The sequence below is a fragment of the Bradyrhizobium sp. YCK136 genome (assembly GCF_044570075.1).
GTDB classification, from domain to species: domain Bacteria; phylum Pseudomonadota; class Alphaproteobacteria; order Rhizobiales; family Xanthobacteraceae; genus Bradyrhizobium; species Bradyrhizobium diazoefficiens.
The window spans coordinates 6,034,627-6,054,814 of sequence record NZ_CP172424.1; the positions used below are offsets into that span (position 1 = coordinate 6,034,627).

General features: G+C 63.2%; 15 protein-coding genes and 3 pseudogenes. 5 read left to right on the top strand and 13 right to left on the bottom strand.

Features of this window, described 5'->3' with window-relative positions:
- Window positions 1-30: 30 nt before the first annotated feature.
- The 4 genes from ACFLEY_RS29335 (at window position 31) to ACFLEY_RS29350 (ending at window position 4,884) form a co-directional block, all read left to right on the top strand.
- Entirely contained in the window at window positions 31-2,190 is a 2,160-nt protein-coding gene (locus ACFLEY_RS29335; protein WP_060911378.1) for an indolepyruvate ferredoxin oxidoreductase subunit alpha, read from the top strand.
- Entirely contained in the window at window positions 2,187-3,752 is a 1,566-nt protein-coding gene (locus ACFLEY_RS29340) for an indolepyruvate oxidoreductase subunit beta family protein (protein ID WP_060911377.1), read from the top strand. The genes ACFLEY_RS29335 and ACFLEY_RS29340 overlap by 4 nt, the downstream gene beginning before the upstream one ends.
- A gap of 155 nt (window positions 3,753-3,907) precedes the next feature.
- A complete protein-coding gene (locus tag ACFLEY_RS29345) occupies window positions 3,908-4,402 on the top strand; it encodes a MarR family winged helix-turn-helix transcriptional regulator (RefSeq protein WP_060911376.1) in 495 nt (164 codons plus the stop codon).
- Entirely contained in the window at window positions 4,402-4,884 is a 483-nt protein-coding gene (locus ACFLEY_RS29350) for a MarR family winged helix-turn-helix transcriptional regulator (protein ID WP_011086192.1), read from the top strand. Before ACFLEY_RS29345 ends, ACFLEY_RS29350 begins: the two co-directional genes overlap by 1 nt.
- A 137-nt stretch (window positions 4,885-5,021) precedes the next feature.
- On the opposite strand, the gene ACFLEY_RS29355 is transcribed toward ACFLEY_RS29350, so the two are convergent.
- The 13 genes and pseudogenes from ACFLEY_RS29355 to ACFLEY_RS29415 all read right to left on the bottom strand — a co-directional run bounded on the left by ACFLEY_RS29355 (window position 5,022) and on the right by ACFLEY_RS29415 (window position 19,134).
- Window positions 5,022-5,903, bottom strand: coding sequence for a DMT family transporter (locus ACFLEY_RS29355; RefSeq protein WP_060911375.1), 882 nt, complete (start codon window positions 5,901-5,903; stop codon window positions 5,022-5,024).
- A gap of 182 nt (window positions 5,904-6,085) precedes the next feature.
- Window positions 6,086-7,215, bottom strand: a protein-coding gene (locus ACFLEY_RS29360; RefSeq protein ID WP_085967151.1) for an IS3-like element ISRj2 family transposase whose coding sequence is annotated in 2 segments (ribosomal slippage) — window positions 6,086-6,963 and window positions 6,963-7,215 — 1,131 coding nt in all. Because the reading frame shifts where the segments join, the coding sequence is not laid out codon by codon here.
- A gap of 184 nt (window positions 7,216-7,399) precedes the next feature.
- Window positions 7,400-7,885: a GNAT family N-acetyltransferase gene (locus ACFLEY_RS29365; protein WP_060911374.1), complete on the bottom strand. Its 486-nt coding sequence runs from the start codon at window positions 7,883-7,885 to the stop codon at window positions 7,400-7,402.
- A gap of 164 nt (window positions 7,886-8,049) precedes the next feature.
- Window positions 8,050-9,160: pseudogene (locus ACFLEY_RS29370) on the bottom strand (D-alanine--D-alanine ligase family protein).
- A 17-nt stretch (window positions 9,161-9,177) separates the two neighbouring features.
- On the bottom strand, window positions 9,178-9,834 hold the full coding sequence (locus ACFLEY_RS29375; RefSeq protein ID WP_063824282.1) for an antibiotic biosynthesis monooxygenase: 657 nt from the start codon (window positions 9,832-9,834) through the stop codon (window positions 9,178-9,180).
- Between the two features lie 746 nt (window positions 9,835-10,580).
- On the bottom strand, window positions 10,581-11,309 hold the full coding sequence (locus ACFLEY_RS29380; RefSeq protein WP_060911372.1) for an SDR family NAD(P)-dependent oxidoreductase: 729 nt from the start codon (window positions 11,307-11,309) through the stop codon (window positions 10,581-10,583).
- 19 nt (window positions 11,310-11,328) lie between these two features.
- Window positions 11,329-12,945 (bottom strand): ATP-dependent acyl-CoA ligase, encoded by a 1,617-nt coding sequence (locus ACFLEY_RS29385; protein WP_211433321.1) that lies wholly within the window; start codon window positions 12,943-12,945, stop codon window positions 11,329-11,331.
- Window positions 12,946-12,952: 7 nt separating this feature from the next.
- Window positions 12,953-13,429 carry an aromatic-ring-hydroxylating dioxygenase subunit beta gene (locus ACFLEY_RS29390; protein WP_060911370.1) on the bottom strand — a complete coding sequence of 159 codons (477 nt, stop codon included), beginning with the start codon at window positions 13,427-13,429 and terminating at the stop codon, window positions 12,953-12,955.
- A pseudogene (locus tag ACFLEY_RS29395) lies at window positions 13,426-14,765 on the bottom strand (Rieske 2Fe-2S domain-containing protein). The gene ACFLEY_RS29390 and the pseudogene ACFLEY_RS29395 overlap by 4 nt, the downstream one beginning before the upstream one ends.
- Window positions 14,766-14,782: 17 nt before the next feature.
- Window positions 14,783-15,733: a PDR/VanB family oxidoreductase gene (locus tag ACFLEY_RS29400; RefSeq protein WP_060911369.1), complete on the bottom strand. Its 951-nt coding sequence runs from the start codon at window positions 15,731-15,733 to the stop codon at window positions 14,783-14,785.
- 117 nt (window positions 15,734-15,850) lie between these two features.
- Entirely contained in the window at window positions 15,851-16,387 is a 537-nt protein-coding gene (locus ACFLEY_RS29405; RefSeq protein WP_396604271.1) for a flavin reductase family protein, read from the bottom strand.
- A gap of 87 nt (window positions 16,388-16,474) precedes the next feature.
- Window positions 16,475-17,439, bottom strand: a pseudogene (locus ACFLEY_RS29410) (nitrilase).
- 60 nt (window positions 17,440-17,499) lie between these two features.
- Complete coding sequence (locus tag ACFLEY_RS29415) at window positions 17,500-19,134, bottom strand: MFS transporter (RefSeq protein WP_063824321.1); 1,635 nt, start codon at window positions 19,132-19,134, stop codon at window positions 17,500-17,502.
- A 173-nt stretch (window positions 19,135-19,307) separates the two neighbouring features.
- On the opposite strand from ACFLEY_RS29415, the gene ACFLEY_RS29420 reads away from it, so the two are divergent.
- Window positions 19,308-20,186, top strand: a complete 879-nt coding sequence (locus ACFLEY_RS29420) for an IclR family transcriptional regulator (protein ID WP_049832418.1) — start codon at window positions 19,308-19,310, stop codon at window positions 20,184-20,186.
- Window positions 20,187-20,188 lie beyond the last annotated feature (2 nt).

The window sequence follows — 20,188 nt, forward strand, 5'->3', positions numbered from 1 at the left end:
GTATGCTATCGCATATTTCTGGAGGGTGCAATGGCTGAACGGTCTTTTGCTCGCGAAGTCGAGGATCTCCGGCTCGGCGACGGCGATACGTTCCGCGGCGAAGGCATCCTCGCCATCACCAAGGCGCTGCTGCAATCCGGCGTCGCCTATGTCGGCGGCTACCAGGGCTCGCCGATCTCGCACCTGATGGACGTGCTCGCCGACGCCAAGGACGTGCTCGACGATCTCGGCGTCGTGTTCCAGAGCTCCGCCAACGAGGCGGCCGCGGCGGCGATGCTCTCGGCCTCGGTGATGTATCCCCTGCGCGGCGCGGTTGCATGGAAGTCGACCGTCGGCACCAACGTCGCCTCCGACGCGCTGGCCAATCTGGCCTCGGGCGGCGTCACCGGCGGCACCATGATCATCGTCGGCGAGGACTACGGCGAAGGCTCCTCCATCATGCAGGAGCGCACCCACGCCTTTGCGATGAAATCGCAGATGTGGCTGCTCGACCCTCGCCCCGACCATGAATGCATCGTCAATTTGATCGAGAAGGGTTTTGAGCTTTCCGAGGTCTCGAACACCCCGGTGATGCTCGAGGTTCGCGTCCGCGCCTGTCACATGCACGGCACCTTCGCCTGCAAGGACAACGTCAAGCCGGCGCATACCATCAAGGACGCGCTCAACAATCCCAAGCGGGACGTCAACCGCATCGTGCTGCCGCCGGCGGCCTATGAGCATGAGCAGGAGAAGATCAAGACGCGCATGCCCGCGGCTGTTGGCTTCATCCGGGACAACAAGCTGAACGAGTGGATGGGACCGAAGCACGGCAAGGTCGGCATCATCATGCAGGGCGGCATGTACAACAACGTGATCCGCGCGCTGCAATATCTCGGGCTGTCGGATGCCTATGGCAACACGCAGGTTCCGCTCTACGTCATGAACGTCACCTACCCCGTGATCGACACCGAGGTCGCGGAGTTCTGCGTCGACAAGGATGCCGTGCTCATCGTCGAGGAGGGCCAGCCGGAATATCTGGAACAGGCGATCAACACGGTGCTGCGCCGCAGGGACATCCAGGCGCGCATCCATGGCAAGGACGTGCTGCCGATGGGCGGCGACTACACCGCGCAGGTCCTGCTCGGCGGCGTCAGGGAATTCCTGGAGAAGACCGAGCCGCGACTGCTCGGCAACCGGCCGCCGGCGCCGGACGCCGCGCCCGTGCTCAATCACCCCGCAGTCGAGAAGCTCAACCAGGTCGTGCCGGCGCGCCCGCCCGGGCTCTGCACCGGCTGCCCGGAGCGGCCGATCTTCGCCGCCATGAAGCTGGTCGAGGAAGAGCTCGGCCAGCACCACGTCTCCGCCGACATCGGCTGCCATTTGTTCTCGATCCTGCCGCCCTTCAATATCGGCGCGACCACCATGGGCTTCGGCCTCGGCCCGGCCTCGACCTCGGCCTTCAACGTCAAGGCCGACAAGCGCTCGATCGCGGTGATGGGCGACGGCGGCTTCTGGCACAACGGACTGACCAGCGGCATCGGCAATGCCGTGTTCAACAAGCATGACGGCGTGTTCGTCATCGTCGACAATTTCTACACCTCGGCGACCGGCGGTCAGGACATCCTGTCGTCGCGCGCGACCAACAAGCGGCGCAAGACCAACAATTCGATCGTGCAGGCCGTGAAGGGCATCGGCGGCCAATGGGTGCGTCAGATCGACCGCACCTATGACGTCGGCAAGATGCGCGACACGCTGAAGGAAGCGCTGACGACCAAGGACGAAGGTCCCAAGGTCATCGTCGCATCCTCCGAATGCATGCTGAACAAGCAGCGCCGCGTGAAGCCGCAGATCAACAAGGCGATCAAGGACGGGGTGCGCACCGTCAAGGAGCGCTTCGGCGTCGACGAGGACGTGTGCACCGGCGACCACGCCTGCATCCGGCTCTCCGGCTGCCCATCGCTGTCGGTGAAGCAGCTCGACGATCCCTTGCGCGATGATCCGGTCGCGGCGATCGACAATTCCTGCGTCGGCTGCGGCAATTGCGGCGAGGTCTCCGAGGCCGCCGTGCTCTGCCCCTCGTTCTACCGCGCCGACGTCATCCATAATCCGACCCGCTGGGACATGTTCAAATCCAAAGTCGCGATGGCCGTGATCGGCTGGCTGCAACGGCGGCGCGATCGCCGGCGTCCGGCGCTCGAGGCACTGGCATGAGGGACGAGACGATCCGGCTGGCCCTCCCCGCCGCGGGCGAGGCAACTGAGCGGCCGATCTCGATCGCGATTGTCGCGATGGGCGGTCAGGGCGGCGGCGTCCTGACCGACTGGATCGTCCAGCTTGCCGAGAACCACGGCTGGGTCGCGCAGTCGACCTCGGTGCCCGGCGTCGCGCAGCGCACCGGCGCCACGATCTACTATATCGAGACGATGCCGCCGCTCGACGGCCGCAAGCCGATCCTGTCGCTGATGCCGACGCCCGGCGACGTCGACGTGGTGATGGCGGCGGAATTCATGGAGGCCGGCCGATCGATCCTGCGCGGCCTTGTGACGCCGGACCGCACCACGCTGATCGCATCCAACCACCGGTCCTTTGCGATCGGCGAGAAGATCGCGCCGGGCAACGGCATCGCCGACGGCGGCGCCGTCACCGGCGCCATCGGGATCGCCGCCAAGACGGAGATCATCTTCGACCTGAACGCGCTGGCGATCGCGCATGGCAGCGTCATCTCGGCCGCGATGTTCGGCGCGCTCGCGGCGGCCAGTGTGCTGCCCTTCAGCCGCGACAGCTATCTCGACGTCATCCGCGCGGGTGGGAAAGGCGCGAAGGCCAGCATCGGGACTTTCGAGGCCGCCTTCGACCGGGTCAAGACCGGCTCACCCGACGTTGTGGCGCCGCCGCAACCGAAACAGGCCGACAATATCCCCTCTCCCGCAACGCCCGATCCGGATCTCGCCGGGCTTGTCGCAAGGCTGACGCAGGAGCTGCCCGAGCCCGCGCTCACCATGGCCCGCGCCGGCCTGAAGAAGGTGGTCGACTTCCAGGACGTCGCCTATGGCACCGAGTATCTCGACATTCTCAGGACGCTGCACGCGGCCGACCGCAGCGCCGGCGGTGCGGCCCGGACCTATGCCTTCACGGAAGCCGCGGCAAAGTACCTCGCCAACGCCATGAGCTATGACGACGTCATCCGCGTCGCCGACCTCAAGACGCGCGCCGGCCGCCGCGCGCGCATCGAGAGCGAGCTCGAGATGTCGGAAGGCCAGGTGCTCCATACCACCGAGTTCATGCATCCCCGCATGGAGGAGGTCATGGGCGTGCTTCCCGCGGGCTTCGGTCGCTGGCTTGGCGAAAGGCCGCGCTTGCTCGGCTGGCTCGATCGCCGCGTCAACCGGGGGCGCCGGGTGCGGACCTACTCGCTGCCCTGGTTCCTGGCGCTTTATCTCGTGGGCGGCCTACGCGGCCTGCGCCGCCGCTCGCTGCGGCACGCCATCGAGACGGCGCACCGGGACGGATGGCTCAAGGCCGCCACCGACGCGGTCGGCACCAACTACCAGCTCGGTGTCGAGATCCTGCAATGCCGCCGCCTCGTGAAAGGCTATTCCGATACTCACAGCCGGGGGCTGTCGAAATTCGACAAGACGCTGGCGGCGATCAAGCTGGTCGAGCGACGCGAGGATGCCGCCGACTGGGCGCGGCGCCTGCGCGAGGCTGCGCTGAAGGACAGCGCCGGCAAGGAGCTCGACGGCGTGATCCAGACCATCAAGACTTTTGCGTGATGCGGGTCGAGCCCAGCACAGGATTGGATTGCCGTTCGGACCGGAGAACGTCAGGATCAAACGGCTTGACTGCGATTCTCAGGTTGCTAATCGGAGCGAAAGACCCGCGATAATCCCTCCAATTGACGAGACACCTTGTCCTCGATGGTCATGCGATGCCGGCAGCACTCAAAGAGAACATTGTTCCCGTCCCCGGGCAGATTGAAACCCGGCTCTGGCTTCAATTGCTGTCGCTGCACGGCGAGCTGTTCGCCTCGCTGAATTCGATGCTGAACTCCGAGTTCGGCCTGTCGCTCGCAAAATTCGACGTGCTGGCCCAGCTCGATCGCTACCGGGATGGGCTTGCGCTCGGTCAGTTGTCGCAAAACCTGAAAGTGACCGGCGGCAATGTGTCGGGCCTCGTGCAGCGTCTTCTCGCCGACGACCTCATCAGCAGGGAGATGTCGAGCGAGGACCGGCGGTCCTTCATCGTGCGCCTGACGCCGAAAGGCGAAGCGCTGTTCAGGAAGGCAGCCGAAATCCACAAGAAGCATCTCGGCAAACGGCTCGAGAAAGTTTCGGCCCAGGAGCTGGATACCGCGCTGTCCGTGCTGAAATCCCTTTCTTCAAAACTTCACACTGACGGCAAGAAGCAAAGTCGCAAGAGATAATGGCCAGAGAATCCAAGAGCAGATGGAAGTCGGGTCCGCCGAGGACCAGGGACCAGCTGCAGACCTACATCCCGTATCTGTTCAACCGGCTCGCCAATCGCTGGAATCTCGACCAGAACCGCGACCTGAGCGAGCATGGCGTCAACAATGTCGTGTTCCGGACGCTGTCGGTGCTGTTCATCTACAAGACCCTCACCGTCAACGAGATCGCCGTTCTCGCTGTGACCGAGCAGTCGACGGCGAGCCGCATGGTCGAATCCATGGTGACGTCGGGCCTCGTCAAGCGCGAGATCGCGGAGGAGGACCAGCGCCGCCGCGTCGTGGGTCTGACGCCTGACGGCGAAGCGCTGCTGCGCAAGATCTGGCCGGTCATGGCGAACAACTATGACAAGCTGATCGAAGGCATCGCCCCTGACGACATCGAGGTCTGCGCGCGGGTGCTGGCCAAGATGGTCGAGAACATCCGCCAGAACCAGATCTGACGTTGTTGCTTGAGCATCTCCGCGCAATCGCGTTCCGCGTTTGTCGCGGGGAAAGCCAGCGGTTGGGGACGCGGTTTCCCTGATGGATACATCCAGCTTCGTTTTGACAGCCTTCCTCTCCAGAAAGTGGAGCAGGATCAAGCAGCTCGACGTGATAAATGGACGCCGAGGATGACCAGGCTCAACGCCAACAAGGTCGCCGGGAAAATATCCTCAGACAGGAAAGCTACGGCGATCACGAGGCTCACCAGCGGCTGGCCAAACTGAAGCGGGGCGATCGAGGTGACGCCACCGTGCTCAAGCGCCCAAAACCACACTGCAAAGCCGATCAGCGTGCAGAAGACGGCCAGGAAACCGAGCGCGCCCCAGACGGCGAACGAGAGTTGACCAAGAGCGGAAGCCAAGGCCGGAAATGCGGGAAGAGTGATCAACCCAGCGAGAAGAAGCGACCAGCAGGTCGCCGCGAACAGGCCGATCCGCGCTGAGAGCCGTGCGCCTGCGACATAGCCAACGCTGACCGTGACCGTACCGGCAAGAACAAGAAGGTCGCCGAAGAGCGTCGGCGCTGCCACGCTTCCGGCAGGGTTGCGGCCGGGAATGAGAATTGCCACGCCCATGAGCGCGATCGCGCTTCCAAGCCACCAGAGCGGCCTTGGCCAGCAGCGGGAAAGCAGGAAATGGACGGTCGCCGTGAAGATCGGAGCCAAGGCAAGGACGAGGGCGGCGTGCGAGGTGCTGGTGCGTGCAATGCCGACGCCCTGCAGGACGAATGATCCGGCGAACCCGACCAGGGCGCTGATCAGCAGCGCGATCCAGCCACCCCGGTCGCTCGGGAGTTCTGGCTTCAATGAGACGGCGATGGGGATGAGAATGGCGGCCGATAGCAACAGCCGCGCCAACCCGATCAACCCAGGTGACAATTCGCGGGCAACGATGGCGGTTGCTGCAGGAGTAGCTCCCCAGATCACGACGGCGACGCCGGCGCCCATGTATGCAAGGCGGGTTTTCGCTGTGGTCATTGCAGAAACCTCGGGGGGCCGGGCTGCAGGCCAAGAAGAGCTGGCCCCGGTTGTTTGGACAGCGCCCCGCTGGATTTAAGTGGATTCCTGCCGGGTTATGCTGAACGCGGGGCTTTACGGTTTTGTCGTTGCGTCGGGAGGGCGTAGCCCGACCAGAGCGACGACAAAACCGTCGGCGACGGTCATGCGGCCATCACCATAGCTTGCGTGCCGAAGTAAGCCTCGTCGGGCGTGCGCCCGTCAAGGCTCGAGTGAGGGCGTCCCTGATTGTAGAAGGCCAGATACTTGGCAATTGACGCTCGCGCCTCGGACACGCTGTCGTAGGCGCGGAGATAAACTTCTTCGTATTTGACCGTGCGCCAGAGCCGCTCGACAAACACGTTGTCGCGCCAGGCGCCCTTGCCGTCCATGCTGATGGCGATCTTCGCGTCCAGCAGCACATCGGTGAACTCGAGGCTGGTGAACTGGCTGCCCTGATCCGTGTTGAAAATCTCGGGCCTGCCGTGCTTCGCCAACGCCTCCTGGACCGCTTCGACGCAGAAGGCCGCCTCCATTGTGATCGAGACGCGATGGGCCAGGACCCGTCGGCTGAACACATCGACGACCGCCGCGAGATAGACGAAGCCACGCCGCATCGGAATGTAGGTGATGTCCATTGCCCACGCATGGTCGGGCCGCTCGATCTTCAATCCGCGCAACAGGTACGGGTAGATCTTGTGACCCGGAGCCGGCTTGCTCGTGTTCGGGCGACGATAGACCGCCTCGATCCGCATGCGCTTCATCAGCGTCGCGATGTGGCGGCGACCGGCGTATACGCCCTCCCGCCGCAGCAACGATCGCAGCATACGCGCTCCCGCGAAGGGATAATCGAGATGCAGCTCATCGAGCCGACGCATCAAGGCAAGGTCCTCGGCCGAAACTGGCCGAGGTTCATAGTAGACCGTGCTGCGAGCCAGCTTCAGGACCTTCGCCTGGCGCACGATAGAAAGATCATGATCGCGGTCGATCATCGCTTTGCGCTCAGCAGGCCCGCCTTGGTGAGCGCGCCGGACAAAAAATCGTTTTCCAACGCCAGCTCGCCGATCTTGGCATGTAACGCCTTCAAATCGACCGGCGTCTCGGCCGATGTCTTGTCATGCCCAAACACGCCGGCGGCGCCTTCCAGGAGCTGGTTTTTCCAGATCGTGATCTGGTTCGGATGAACATCAAACAGCTGCGCCAGCTCCGCCAGTGTCTTGTCGCCTTTGACCGCAGCCAAAGCAACCTTCGCCTTGAATGCCGGAGAATGCGTCCGGCGGCTCTTCTTCGTCATCTTCGCTCCTGATTCGCAGCAAGAATCCTCGCCGCTGTCAGGCAGAAAATCCACTCAAGCTACTGTCCGAATTTGCGGGGCCAGCTCTAAGATGACGATTACCCATTCTCGATCAGCGTTTCTTTGCGTTTGAAATGAGTATGGAGATCCCCCGGCAAGTCGATCATGGGGCTACGTCGCCTGCCTAAACCGCAGTCCACTCCGTTCTGAGGACGGCCATTATCAATTCATCGCGATGGATTCCTCCAAAATAGGCGCTGCCACGTGCGATGCCTTCTGCCTTGAAGCCCACAGCTTCATACGCTCTGCGGGCTCGTTCATTTTCTGGAAAAACGCTTAGCCAAACACGGTGAGCTTCGGTTTCCCGAAAGACGGTGCCAACAACCGCGCGAACGAGCCGCCTCCCTAGCCCCTTGCCAGGGTTCGACACCGCTATCCGTTTCAGACAGGTCACTCTCTCCGGAGCCCCCCAATCCCGGACAATGGCGAATCCAACAGAAGCCGCGCAATCCCTGGCAATGAAATAGGCATAGTGATTGTCATCGATAGCCGCCAGATGCCGCGCCTCGTCCCACCGGCCGACTAGCGTATGGTATCCTTCCGACCGTTCGGTCATCATCACGAATGGCAAATCCGTCTTGAACGCGCGCTCGATCTTAAGGTTCATCATCGGTCCATGCCTTCAAATAGATCGTGCGTCACACCGTCTTCCTCATATTTCCCCTCGGCGCCACTGCCCAGCCGGCAACACGCGGATGCAGATGTAACGCGTCGCTCTGGTTCCGCGGCGAGATCAGAGGGCTCCTTGGTTGGGTCCTATCCGCCGCATTCTTGTCAACCGAAGCTTAAGGCACGACGTCGCTCGTGGCGCGCAAACGCGTGCGCGATTAGCTTGTCCATGAGGTCGGTTTGAGACAAGCCGCTTGCTTCCCAAAGCTTGGGGTACATGCTGCTCCATGTGAACCCTGGCAACGTGTTCGCCTCGTTGACAAAGACTTCATCGCCTTGGACAAAGAAGTCGACTCTGGCCATACCTTCGCAGCAGAGCACGTTGAAGACTTCAACGACAAGTTCCTGAAGACGGCGAGCCTGTAGCAGGGGAAGGTCTGCCGGGATGTGCAGAGCGGCGCCATCGGCGTCGATATATTTTGCCTGATACGAATAGAAGCCGTGCTCGCTCGCGGGAACAATCTCGCCGAGCCCAGACGCTCGAATATCACCTGTCGATTCCTCCAGGACAGAACACTCGATCTCCCGCGCTCCGTTCAGAGCTTGCTCGACCAGGATCTTGCGGTCGTAGCGGAACGCGAGAGCGCACGACGCTGCGAATTCCTCCTCGGACCGCGCGCGGGAGACGCCGACCGATGATTCCTAGATTGGCGGGCTTTACGAACAAATCCGACGTCCCGAGCGCGGCAACTGCCGCAGCGTATTCGATTCGGGACGAGGCAGTCGTTGTTAGGAACGGCACCACGGGAAGGCCAGCGTCGCGCATCAGCCGCTTGGAAACTTCCTTGTCCATCGCCACGGCAGAACCCGTCACCGACGAACCGACGAACGACACGTCGGCTAATTCCAGTGCTCCCTGCACCGTCCCGTCTTCTCCGTTCGGCCCGTGCAAGATCGGAAATGCAACGTCGATACTCCCCGCGTCACTTCCTGTTGGTCCGTCGCAATGAACGAGGCGGCCTCGCCCGCCCGGCACAAGGCCGATCTCCGGTGCCTCGTCCGAAATTGTGAGCGCTGTAGAACCCGTTCCCGCGCCATTCCCTGAATCGCAGGCAAACCAGCGACCATCTCGCGATATGCCTATGAGATAAACGTCATAGCGATCGCTGTTCAGAGCTCGAAGGATATTGGCAGCGGATGCCCTGGAGACTTCGTGCTCAGCCGAGCGCCCTCCAAACAGCAGCCCGACAGTAATCTTACGTCGCTCGTTCGTCATCTCTCCACCGTGTGCTGTCACAAACCAGCATCAGTCGGCTTCGAGCCATGCTCTTGAACCTGGGTCACGGGCGAATAATATTGAGGCGCCTCCTTTCGATCGAACATGCCGTAGTCGCGAGACACGAGATACAATCGGATCGATGTCACGACGCCTGCCAACAAGAATTCCTCTGCCATTCGAAGCCCGTCTGCAAGCGACGATGCCAGGGCCAGGACGATGTATTCTCGCTCGCGAGAAATGCTCGCCAGAATGTCACCTTCAACGCCCGCTTGGATGGGCGAGTTGGCGGTGGAAACGATCATGAATCGTTCTGGCCGCAGAACCGGGTCGTTGTAGCTGTTGGTGGTTTCGAATTGACGCGGAGCGCCGGCTTGAGGAGTCCACTCGCAGACGAGCTGGCCGATGCGCAGGCGATAGTCCTCGAAGTGCAGCTTTCTTCCCGCGATTTGCGCGGCATGATGCTTTGCGTGGGTACGCCATCCGGCAAGGCTTGCCTCATCGCGCCAGTGAGAGTGCGAAAGCACGATGCCTGGCCGACCGACGCTTTTGAAGCGGTCAATGAACAGAAGGCCGGGATTCTTGTCCAATTCGGGTCGTAGACCGGCGGCAATATCGAAATAGGCCTGCTCGTGTCCTGGTCGCGGCATAACTTCGAAGAACAATCCAATCATATCCGCTCCACTAGATTGTCGGGTCTGCATGCACCGCGCGGTTGGAGGTGGGACCGCATATCATCACTCTGAGTTCCGTTCTTGATGCGCCAAGAGCGATCCCGCCGAAGATTAGGCCCATTGCCAGAAACTACGATGCCTCAACGGGGTCATTGAGGCTGATGGCGGCGCTCATGATGCCAACGTCTGGAATCGCAAGTAAACCCTGGGACATTCCGCTCAAATAGCGCGACCAAATTTGCATTTTGCATAAGGTTTCAGGTGGCTCTATGAAAAGGGCCAGTTCTAAAAAATACAGAGAGCCAGAAAGATGCTCTTGCTGGAGGGGACGCTGCTCTTGTCGCCGGGAGTGAGCAGACCTTGTTGCTGCAACTGTCTGGGGGGTGAGAACGCTCATTACGAGCGGACGCCCGACCACCGGCCAATGCCTCCATGTGCCGCGCAGCTTGGCCGCCGATGGCGTCCACGCCCTTCAAGCCGGGGAAACTTACGGCACAACTCTTCGAGGCTGGCGCAATATCGCCCGTTCTAGGGCAAGCTGTTTCACAAATCAAAAGAGCGAGGATTGTTTCTTGGATTTGCGGCATGGAATGAGAGGGAGATCGACCGTGCCGCACGGGTTGTCGACCGGATAATCCGTTGACGTGCACAATGCGGGGCCGTCACGCAGCGCGGAGTGTCGGCCGGATAGCTCCCGCTAGATGACCGTCAATCGGCGGCGTCCGATTTTGCCCGCCGAATAGCGCTTACGGCCCCAGGCCCACGAGGCTGGTACCGCCGCAGACGTAGAGCACCTGGCCGGTGACGAAATCGGAACGTTCGTCGAGGAAGAAGGTGATGGCGTGCGCCACGTCCTCGCGCGAGCCGAGCCGCCCGACCGGGACGTTGCGCGCCATACGCGCCTGCTGCTCGGAGCCCTTGGGAATGACGCCCCAGAAATTGTCGGTCAGGATCGGCCCCGGCGCGACCACGTTCACGGTGATGCCGCTCGCGGCGAGCTCCAGCGCCCAGGTCCGCGCCATGCCATGCACGCCGGCCTTGGTCGCCGAATAGGCCGAGCGCGTCGCCGCGCCCATCGCCGCCCGCGAAGAGACGAACACGATGCGCCCGAAGCGACGCGACAGCATCCCTTCCAGCGCCGCCTGGGTCAGCAGCATCGGCGCGCCGAGGTGCAACTGCGCCAGCATCAGAATGTCTTCCGGCTTCGCGTCGGGCAGCAGATTCGGCAGGATGACGCCCGCATTGTGCACGAGGCAGTCGATGGCGTGATTCCGGCCGATCTCCTGCGCGATCGCGCGCGTCTCCGCGATGTCGGTCAGGTCGGCGCGATAGGCCGCGAGCAGATCATGGGTCCAGTTCGGCTTTTCCAGCCCGACCGAGACCACGCGCTGCCCCTTCTCGACGAGCTTTCTCGCCAGCGCCTCGCCGATCCCCGAATTGCCGCCGGTAATGAGTGTGGTGCGTATCTCGCTCATGATCGCCTCCCTCCCCGCGTCAGACCTGACGCCGCTTGAGGTCGCGGAGGTCGAAGAAGGCGCCATCGCGCATCAACCTTGCGACAAAATCCTTCAGCCCGCCGCGCTGGATCTTCTCGGTCGCGGTCAGCGGCAGGCTGTCGACGAAGCAGATCCAGCCCGGCGCCTTGTAATAGGCCATCTGCTCCAGGCTCCAGCGGACGACGTCCTCGGCGAGCGCGCGGCCGGCGCCGGCCTCCTCGGCGATGATGACGGCGGCAACCTCGTCGCCGCGCACCTGATCGGGCGTCGCCGCAACCGCGGCCTGCCGGATCGCAGGATGGCGGTTGAGGACGGACTCGACCTCGACCGCGGCAATGTTCTCGCCGGAACGGCGGATCACGTTCTTCTTGCGATCGACGAAATGGAGGTCGCCGTCCGCATCGCGCGACACGATATCGCCGGTATGCAGCCAGCCGCCCTCCCACGCCTCGGCGGTGGCCTCCGGGTTCTTCAGATACTCCCGGAAGAAGCCGTAGCGCGGGTCGGCGCCAGCCCGCCGCACCAGGAGCTCGCCCGGCGTCCCAATTGGGGCGTCATTGCCGCTGTCATCAACGATACGAACGTCAACTTCGGGTGCGGGTCGCCCGAAGCAGCTGGTGCCGATTTTGCGCGGCTCGACGTTGGCGGCGATGACGCCGCCGCTGCCCGTCTCGGTCATCGCCCAGGCCTCCAGCAGCGGAAAGCCGAAGCGGTCCTCGAACGGCGAGTGCAGCAGCTTGTCGACGCCGGCACCGAAGCCGAAGCGAACGGTGTGCGCGCGGTCCTGCTCCGACGGCGGCGCGCTCATCAGCATCGAGGGCATGACGCCGAGATAATGCAGGCAGGTCGCGCGGCTGTCGCGCACGGAAGCCCACCAGCTGCGCGGATGGAAGCGATCGAGCATGGTCAGGCTGCCGCCGACCGACAGCATCGCCATCAGCGACACCGCCATCGCGTTCATGTGGAACAGCGGCAGCGGCGTGATCATGCGCTCGCCGTCGGGCTTGAGCGCGATCAGCCCGCCGACGTCGCGATACCAGTTTCCGGAATGCAGGAAATAGGTGTTGGTGAGCACGCAGCCCTTGGGCTGACCTGTCGTCCCCGACGTATAGAGCAGCGCGCATTCGGTCGCGCCGTCACCCGTGCTCGCCGGCCGCACGCCGCCGAATGGCGCGGGCGCGTCGTCCTCGCTGGTCACGACGGGGATCGGCCGACCGGCCTGGCGCGCCGCCGTCTCGACCTCGTCGCGCCGCTCGGCAAGCACGAACGCCGCGTTCATCTCGGAATGCGCGATGATGTATTCGAGCTCGCTCAGCCGCAAATCCGGATTGATCGGCACCACGGAGACGCCGAGCGCGTTGAGCGCGAACCACAGCTCGACGAACACCGGCCTGTTCTGGAGCAGCAGCCCGACCCTGTGGCCTTCGCCGTAGCCGCGGCCCGCGAACGCGGCGCGCCAGCGCTCGACCCGCTCGAGCATGGCGCGATAGGTGATCTCGCCCGCCGCGATGCCGTAGATGGCGGCCGTCTCCGGCAGCACGTTGAGGAAGCCCGCCTCGCCGCGGCGAAGCGCGGTCTCGCGAAAGCGGGCGTAGACTGTGGTCGCAGCGGTCAAATTCGTCTCACATGAAGAGCTGGATGTTGCCGAACGGCGCGTCGAAATTGACGAGATCGACGCGCTTGAGCTTGATCTTCAGGGCATCGCCGACCTGGACGAGATCGTGCGAGGCCCATCCCGAATAGCGCTCCAGCATGTCGCCGCGCGTCTCGGTGTAGATGTAGGACGTCCGCGCCTTGAACACGCCGGCAGCCTTGTCGCACGCCACGATCTGCGGCGCCTGCAAAAGATGATGGCAACGGCTCTTCGGCTTCTGGCTGAAGGTGCGCTCGCCGGCCAGACGCTCGACCCGCACCTTCAGGAGCAGCAGGTCCTCATACATCAGCGACGGCTGGAGCACCGGATCCTGCTGCTGCCATTCGAGCGGCATCCAGTAGCGCCCCTCGGGGTGAAACAGATCGAGCCAGGCCTGCCACTGCATCGTGTCGAGCAGCTCGGCCTCGCGATAGATGAAGTCCGTGATCGTCTTCTCGGTGATCATTCGGCGGCCTCGACACGCTTGTCCATGTCCATGGTCATGAATTTCGCCCAGGCGTGGAACTGGTTGCGCATCTGCCGCTCGGAGGTGCCGTTGATCACCGCCGTGACGTCCTGCTCTTCATGGCTCTCGTAGAGCCGCCGCAGATTGACCCATTGATTGCCGTTGGATTTCAGGCCTTCCTGCGCCCGCTCGTACATTTCGAGGTCGTCGTGGCCGACGATCGAGGTCGGCGCGTTGATGAAGCGGTTGTACATCAGCGCCCGCTCGTAGAGCTTGTCGGGCGCGCCGACCAGGCGATAGACCCAGCTCTCGACCAGCGTCTTGTCGACCGCGATCGGGATGAAGTTGCGCAGGATCTGGACGGCGCCCTTGACCATGATGTTGGGGAAATAGACGGTGTTGTGCCTGACCTCGCCGAGGATCTCGTGCGCCCGCTTCTCGCCGTAGGCCGCGACCATCCGGTCGAGATAGCCCGGGACATCCGAGTAGTTCGAATGGATGGAGTTGGCGACGCCGGTGTGGCCATGGCCGTTCGGCCAGATCCTGATGCCGCTCTGCTCGTAGAACTCGTACGGGCTCATGAAGGGACCGTAGAGCTGCACCGCCATCGGCGTTTCCGTGGAATCGCCCTGCTCGCGCTTCCAGACCTTGACCGCAGTGCCGGCCGAGCTCTCATGCGCCACCATCGGATGGCAGGTGTCGGTCTGGTTCTCGACCAGCATCTTCCAGTTGCAGGTGTGCATGTAGCGGATCGGCGTCGCCATGACGGCGAGCTTCCCCTCCGGCGAGCGGTCGACCATGTTGTCGATGGTCGAAAGGCTCTCGCCGAAATAGTCCTCGAAGGAGACGCCGCTTTCGCTGAGCCGTGCGAAGATGAAGTCGCGATGGATCACGACGTTCTTGACCCTGGACAGCCCCTCATTCGCCTGGGTGTCGCGAAGCCGGTGCCCTCATAGCCCTTCTTCAGCGGGATCGCGAGCAGCGAGCCGTCGGTCTTGAAGGACCAAGCGTGATAGGGACAGCGGAAGAACTTTCCGGTGTTGCCGCAGGGCTCGGAGGCGATCTTCACGCCCTTGTGCGGACAGCGATTGTAGAACACATGGATGGAGCCGTCGGTATGGCGGCTCGCCAGCACCGGCTGGCGGCCGATCATGGCGGTGATGAAATCGCCGGGCTTCGCCAACTGGCTGGCATGCCCGACATAGACCCAGCTGTTCGGGAACAGATGCTCCATCTCGAGCTCGAAGATCTCGGGGTCGACATAGACGTCGCGATGAACCTCAGCCTCGCGCACCAGCGCGGCAATCGCGTGGGCATCCCTTCCGTATTTCGCCATGGCGTCCCTCGCCTCCCTCACAAATCCAGCACCAGACGTTCCGACTTCGCGCGCGACACGCAGATCTGCATGACCTTGTTGGAGGCCTTCTCGTCGTCGCTCAGGATGACGTCGCGATGGTCGGGTACCCCTTCGACCACGCCGCACTGGCAGATGCCGCAATCGCCGCGCTGGCAATCGTAGAGCACGTCGAGCCCCGCCGCCTCCAGCGCCTGGATAATGGTTTGGCCGGCTGCGACGCCGACGACCTGTCCGGTCGATCTGATCTCGACCTCGAACGGCAGGTCGGGTGAAGACGGCTGCTCCGCCTTGAAGAGCTCGTAGTGAATGCGGTCCGCCGAAACGCCCTCGGCATGCGCGGCCGCCTTCACGGCGTCGATCATTCCCGCCGGACCGCAGACGTAGATGTGGGCGTTCGCGGCGGCTCCTTTGAGCGCCGCGGCAAGATCCAGACGGGACTCGTCGCTGTCGTAATGAACGGACAGACCTTTGGCGCAAATGTCCCGCAGATGCGGCAGGAACGCCAGAAGTCCTTGCGTGCGGCCGGCGTAGTGCAGGCGAAACGGATTTGCGCGGGCGGTGAGCTCCGCCGCCATCGACAGGATTGGCGTGACACCGATGCCGCCGGCAAACAGCAGCGCGGGCGCCGGCCCCTCGTGCAGATAACAATTGTTCACCGGCGCGCTTGCCTTGACGACATCGCCGATCTTCAGCGCATGCATGAACTGCGAGCCGCCGGTCGAGGCCTCCTCGCGCAGCACCCCGAGCGCCAGCGCATCCTCGGCAAGACCCGGCAGGGCCATCAGCGAGTACGGCCGGTCGCCTCCGTTCGGGAGCGCCACGCGGATATGTGCGCCTGCCTGCCATGGCGGCACGGGGCCGTCCTCCACGCCAAGCACAAGGCTCCGTACGAACGGTGTCTCCGCGGCATACGACCTGACCCTGAGCTTGAGCGGATGCGCGTCCATTCAGGCATCTCACGAATTATATGAATTTGCATATTTTTAGACATGTAATAATTGGATGTCAATCGGGCGCAAGGGGCTCATGGGGCGGCCATGGCGGGAGGTCCCGGCGCCGGCCGCCTATTCGATCGGCGCCGGCCGCACCAGCTGGAAGAGATCGCGGGGCCTCGCATACCAGCCCGACCCGTGCATGCGGGCAATGAGATCGAGGCCGACCGTATCGATATAGCCTCTCTGTGCATCGATCACGAACTGCTCGGCCACATGAGCACAGACGATCTCGCCGATCACCGCGATCTGCCGGGGCCCGGTCTCGTGAACCGAGAGGGAGCGACATTCGAACGCCACCGGGCACCCCTCGATGAGCGGAGGCGCAACCATCTGCGAAGGACATGTTTGAAGTCCCGCGATCTCCATCTCGTCGACACCGGCCGGAGCATCGACGGCCGTCGCGTTCATGGCTTCAGCCATCTGGTGCGACACCAGGTGAGCGACGAACTCGCCCGTTTCGACGATATTCTGCGCCGTGTCTTTCAAGCCCTTGTTCGGATGACGCAGCAGGCCGAGCACGACCGTCGGCGGTTCATGCCCGAGGACGTTGAAGAAGCTGAAGGGCGCGGCATTGGCGGCGCCGTCCCGGGAACGGGTCGTCACCACGCGATGGGGCGCGGCGTAACGGTCGCGGTGAGAATCTTGTAGCGGATATCCGCCGGAAGCTGGCCCATGTCGAAGAGCATCGGTCCCTCAATTGCGCGCGCGAACGGCGCTGACGGTTGATACTGCCCGCTTCGGTCGATCGTCGACGACGAGCTGGAAAACGTCCGGACGGGAATAGTGCCCCGCGGCGTCGAAATCAAACTTGCCGCGCGTCACCTCGTCGAGCGCAATGTCGGCATACAGGATGGTCTCCCCCTCGAAGCATGGACCCGCCAGCACCTTGCCGAGCGGATTGACGATGGCGCTGCCGCCGCGCATGAGCACGGTCTCGGGATCGGCACCCAGCGCGCACTCGTAGTCCGCCGGGAAGGCGCCGCGCTTGAGATGCTGACAGGCCGTCAGGACGAAGCAGCGTCCCTCCAGGGCGATATGCTGCATGGTCGGAAGCCAAGTGTCGCGATCATCCGCGGTTGGGGCGCAGTAGATGCTGATGCCCTGGCTGTACATGTGCATGCGCAGCATCGGCATGTAGTTCTCCCAGCAGATCACCGCGCCGATATTGCCGAGCGAGGTCTCGAACACCGGCATGGTCGAGCCGTCGCCGAACCCCCAGATCAGCCGCTCGCCCGCGGTCGGCATCAGCTTGCGGTGCTTGCCGACGAGCCCGCGCGCCCCGTCGAAGAACAGGGCCGTGCAGTAGAGCGTGCCCTGCTCTCGCTCGATGCAGCCGATGACCGTAAAGGCACCGGTTGCGGCCGCCGCCGCAGCGATCGTCTCGACCTCCACGCCATCGAGATCGATGGCCGCTCCCAATACGAACGGAACGCCTCGCGTCCTTCGGGCTTGCGCATGCCGACGGGAGCGCCGAACGAATTTCCCTTGGGATAGCCGCCAATGAAGGCTTCGGGGAAAACGACCAGCCTGGCGCCGGCACCAGCGGCCTTCTCGATCAGGGCCGCGGCCTTTTGCGCCGACACCAGCGAGCTTGTCGGATCTGACGCGGCCTGAACGACGGCCGCCTTGTAGGTGTTCGGTCGGCTGCTATCCATCATGTCATCCCGGGCACGGAAACGGAGAGCGGGCCGCTGCCGCGGCCCGCCAGCATGTCATACTCAGTGATCCGTCTCGATTTGCGGCCTGTTCGGCAGCATGATCGATCCGATCACGGCGACGACCGTGCAAATGACGACCGGATACCAGAGCCCCGCAAACACGTCGCCGACCGCGAGCGAAAGATAGGTTGCAAAGAACGGCAGGAAGCCACCGAAGATGCCGGCGCCGATGTGGTAGGGAAACGAAAGTGCCGTGTATCGGATGTTGGCCGGAAACACCTCGACCAGGAACGACCCCACCGGCCCATAGACCATCGCGACGATGACGGTCATGACGACCAGCAGAAAGACGATGTAGGCTGACGACACCTTCGCGGGATCCGCCTTGGCGGGGTAACCCGCCTCGGACAGGGCCTTGCGATAAGCCGCCGCATCGTATCCGGCAATCGTCTTGCCGTTGACCGTCATGGCTACGGCCTGGCCGTCGACCGGGGCGGCATAGCTGAAGTTGATGCCGCTTCCGATCAACAGCTTCTTGGCCTGGACGCAAGGCTTGCCGTGATCGCCATGCGAGCTCAGCAATGCGGCCGCAAGGCCGAACCGGCATGCTTCGCTGGTGGTGTCGGCGTGCACCGTCACCGGCGCGCTGCGCGTCGCAGCCACGAGCTGCGGGTTTGCTGCCTCCAGCAGCGACGAAAACATCGGCCGGTAGCACAGCGCCGAAAGTACGAGACCCGTCATCATCAGCCATTTGCGTCCGACCCGATCGGACAGCCAGCCGAAGAAAACGAAAGCCGGCGCACCGATGACGAGGCCGATGGCCATCAGGGTATAGGATGTCTGCAGGTCGATCCTTGCGATCTGCTGCATGAAGATCATCACGTAGAACTGGCCGGTGAAGTAGGTTGACCCCATCCCCGCGGTCACACCGAACAGCGCGATCAACACCAGGCGAAGGCTGGACCACCGGGCGAAGGTGTCTCTGACCGGGCTCCTGGACAGGCGACGCTCGGCCTTGAGACGCGTGAAGACGGGCGATTCATGCAGCTTGGCTCGGACATAGATCGAGAACGCCAGCATCGCGATCGAGATGATGAAGGGAGCGCGCCATCCCCAGGCCTTGAAGTCGGCCTCGCTCATGACGCTCTGCGTGCCGATGATGACCGCAATGGAGAGCGCCAGCCCGACCGACGATGTGATCTGGATCCAGCCGGTCAGAAGCCCGCGCCGGTCTGGACGCGAATGCTCCGCAACGTAGATGACGGCACCGCCATATTCGCCGCCGACCGCGAGGCCCTGGATCAATCGCAGCATGACCAGCGAGATCCATGCAGCATGACCCACGCTGGCATAGGTGGGCAGGAAGCCGATCAAGGCCGTGCCGCCGCCCATCATCACGATGGTGATGAGGAAGGTATATTTTCGACCGACCAGATCGCCGATGCGGCCGAAGACCACTGCGCCGATCGGCCGGATCACGAAGCCTGCCGCAAGAGCACCGAGCGAAGCAAGCACGGCGGCGGTCGGGTTGTCCGGCGGAAACAATACCGAGCTCATGAACACGGCCAGCGAGCCGTAGATGAAGAAGTCGTACCACTCGAACACGGTGCCGAGGGTCGAGGCGAGAACGACCTGCCGCTCCTCGCTGCGCGTCAGATTCTGGTCGGCGGGTACCGCCGTCGCTCGTGCATCCATCGTCATTCCCCTGTTTGCGCCCGCGGCCAAACCCAGCCCCGCTTCAGGCAATTTTATTTAGTCATATACATATGATATCGTCAAATACAGCAAGCTTGAATATCCGGCGCGACGCGCCCAATAATGCGCCAGCACGACACCCGCCATAACGCCCTGATCTATAAGGATTTTCAGTGAAGAAGCCGCGCCGACCCCGTCCGCCGGATCCGGCGCCCGCATCCGCACGAGGAGCCAAACCCGGCAAGATCACCAAGGCGGAACGGCCCGGACGGCGCGGCATTCAGTCGATCGAGATCGGCTTCAAGATCCTCGACTACCTCAGGACCGAAATGCGGCCCGTGCCGCTGAAGATGATCGCCGCCAACACCGGAATGTCGGCGGCCAACGTCCACTATTATCTCGTGAGCTTTCAGGCGGTGGGCATCGTCCGACAGGAGAGCGACACCGGCTGCTATGCCCTCGGCCCCTACGCATTGAAGCTTGGCATGGCGGCCATCGAGCAATTCGACGTCTTCGCCGTCGCGCGGCCGGCCATGACCGAACTCGCAACGACGATCGGCCACACCGTATTTCTCGGCGTGTGGGGCAATCGCGGACCGACCATCATCTATCGCGTCGAGGGCGGAGCCAGCCGGCCCATCATCGAGCTGCGCGTCGGAAGCGTCCTGAGCCTGCTGCGGTCCGCGCTGGGGCGAAACTTTCTTGCACATTTGCCGCGCTCGCTGACGGGCGAGATGCTGGATCAGGAGCTCAAGGAGGAACGCTCGCGCGAGACGCGGGTCGATGACGCGCCAACCACCAAGGCCGAGGTGGAGGAGATGATGGACACGATCCGGCGCGACGGCATCAGCCGTTGTCGTGACGCGCTGCTGCCGAACTTCACCTCCCTGTCCGCACCGATCTTCGACCAGGGCGGATTCATGATCGCGGCCATCACGATGATGGGACCCATCGGTATTCTCGACGATGACCTGAAAGGTCCGACAGCGACGGCCCTGAGCGCCCACGCGCGCGCCCTCTCCGCGACCGCCGGCTGGCAAGGCGGAGGCTGAAC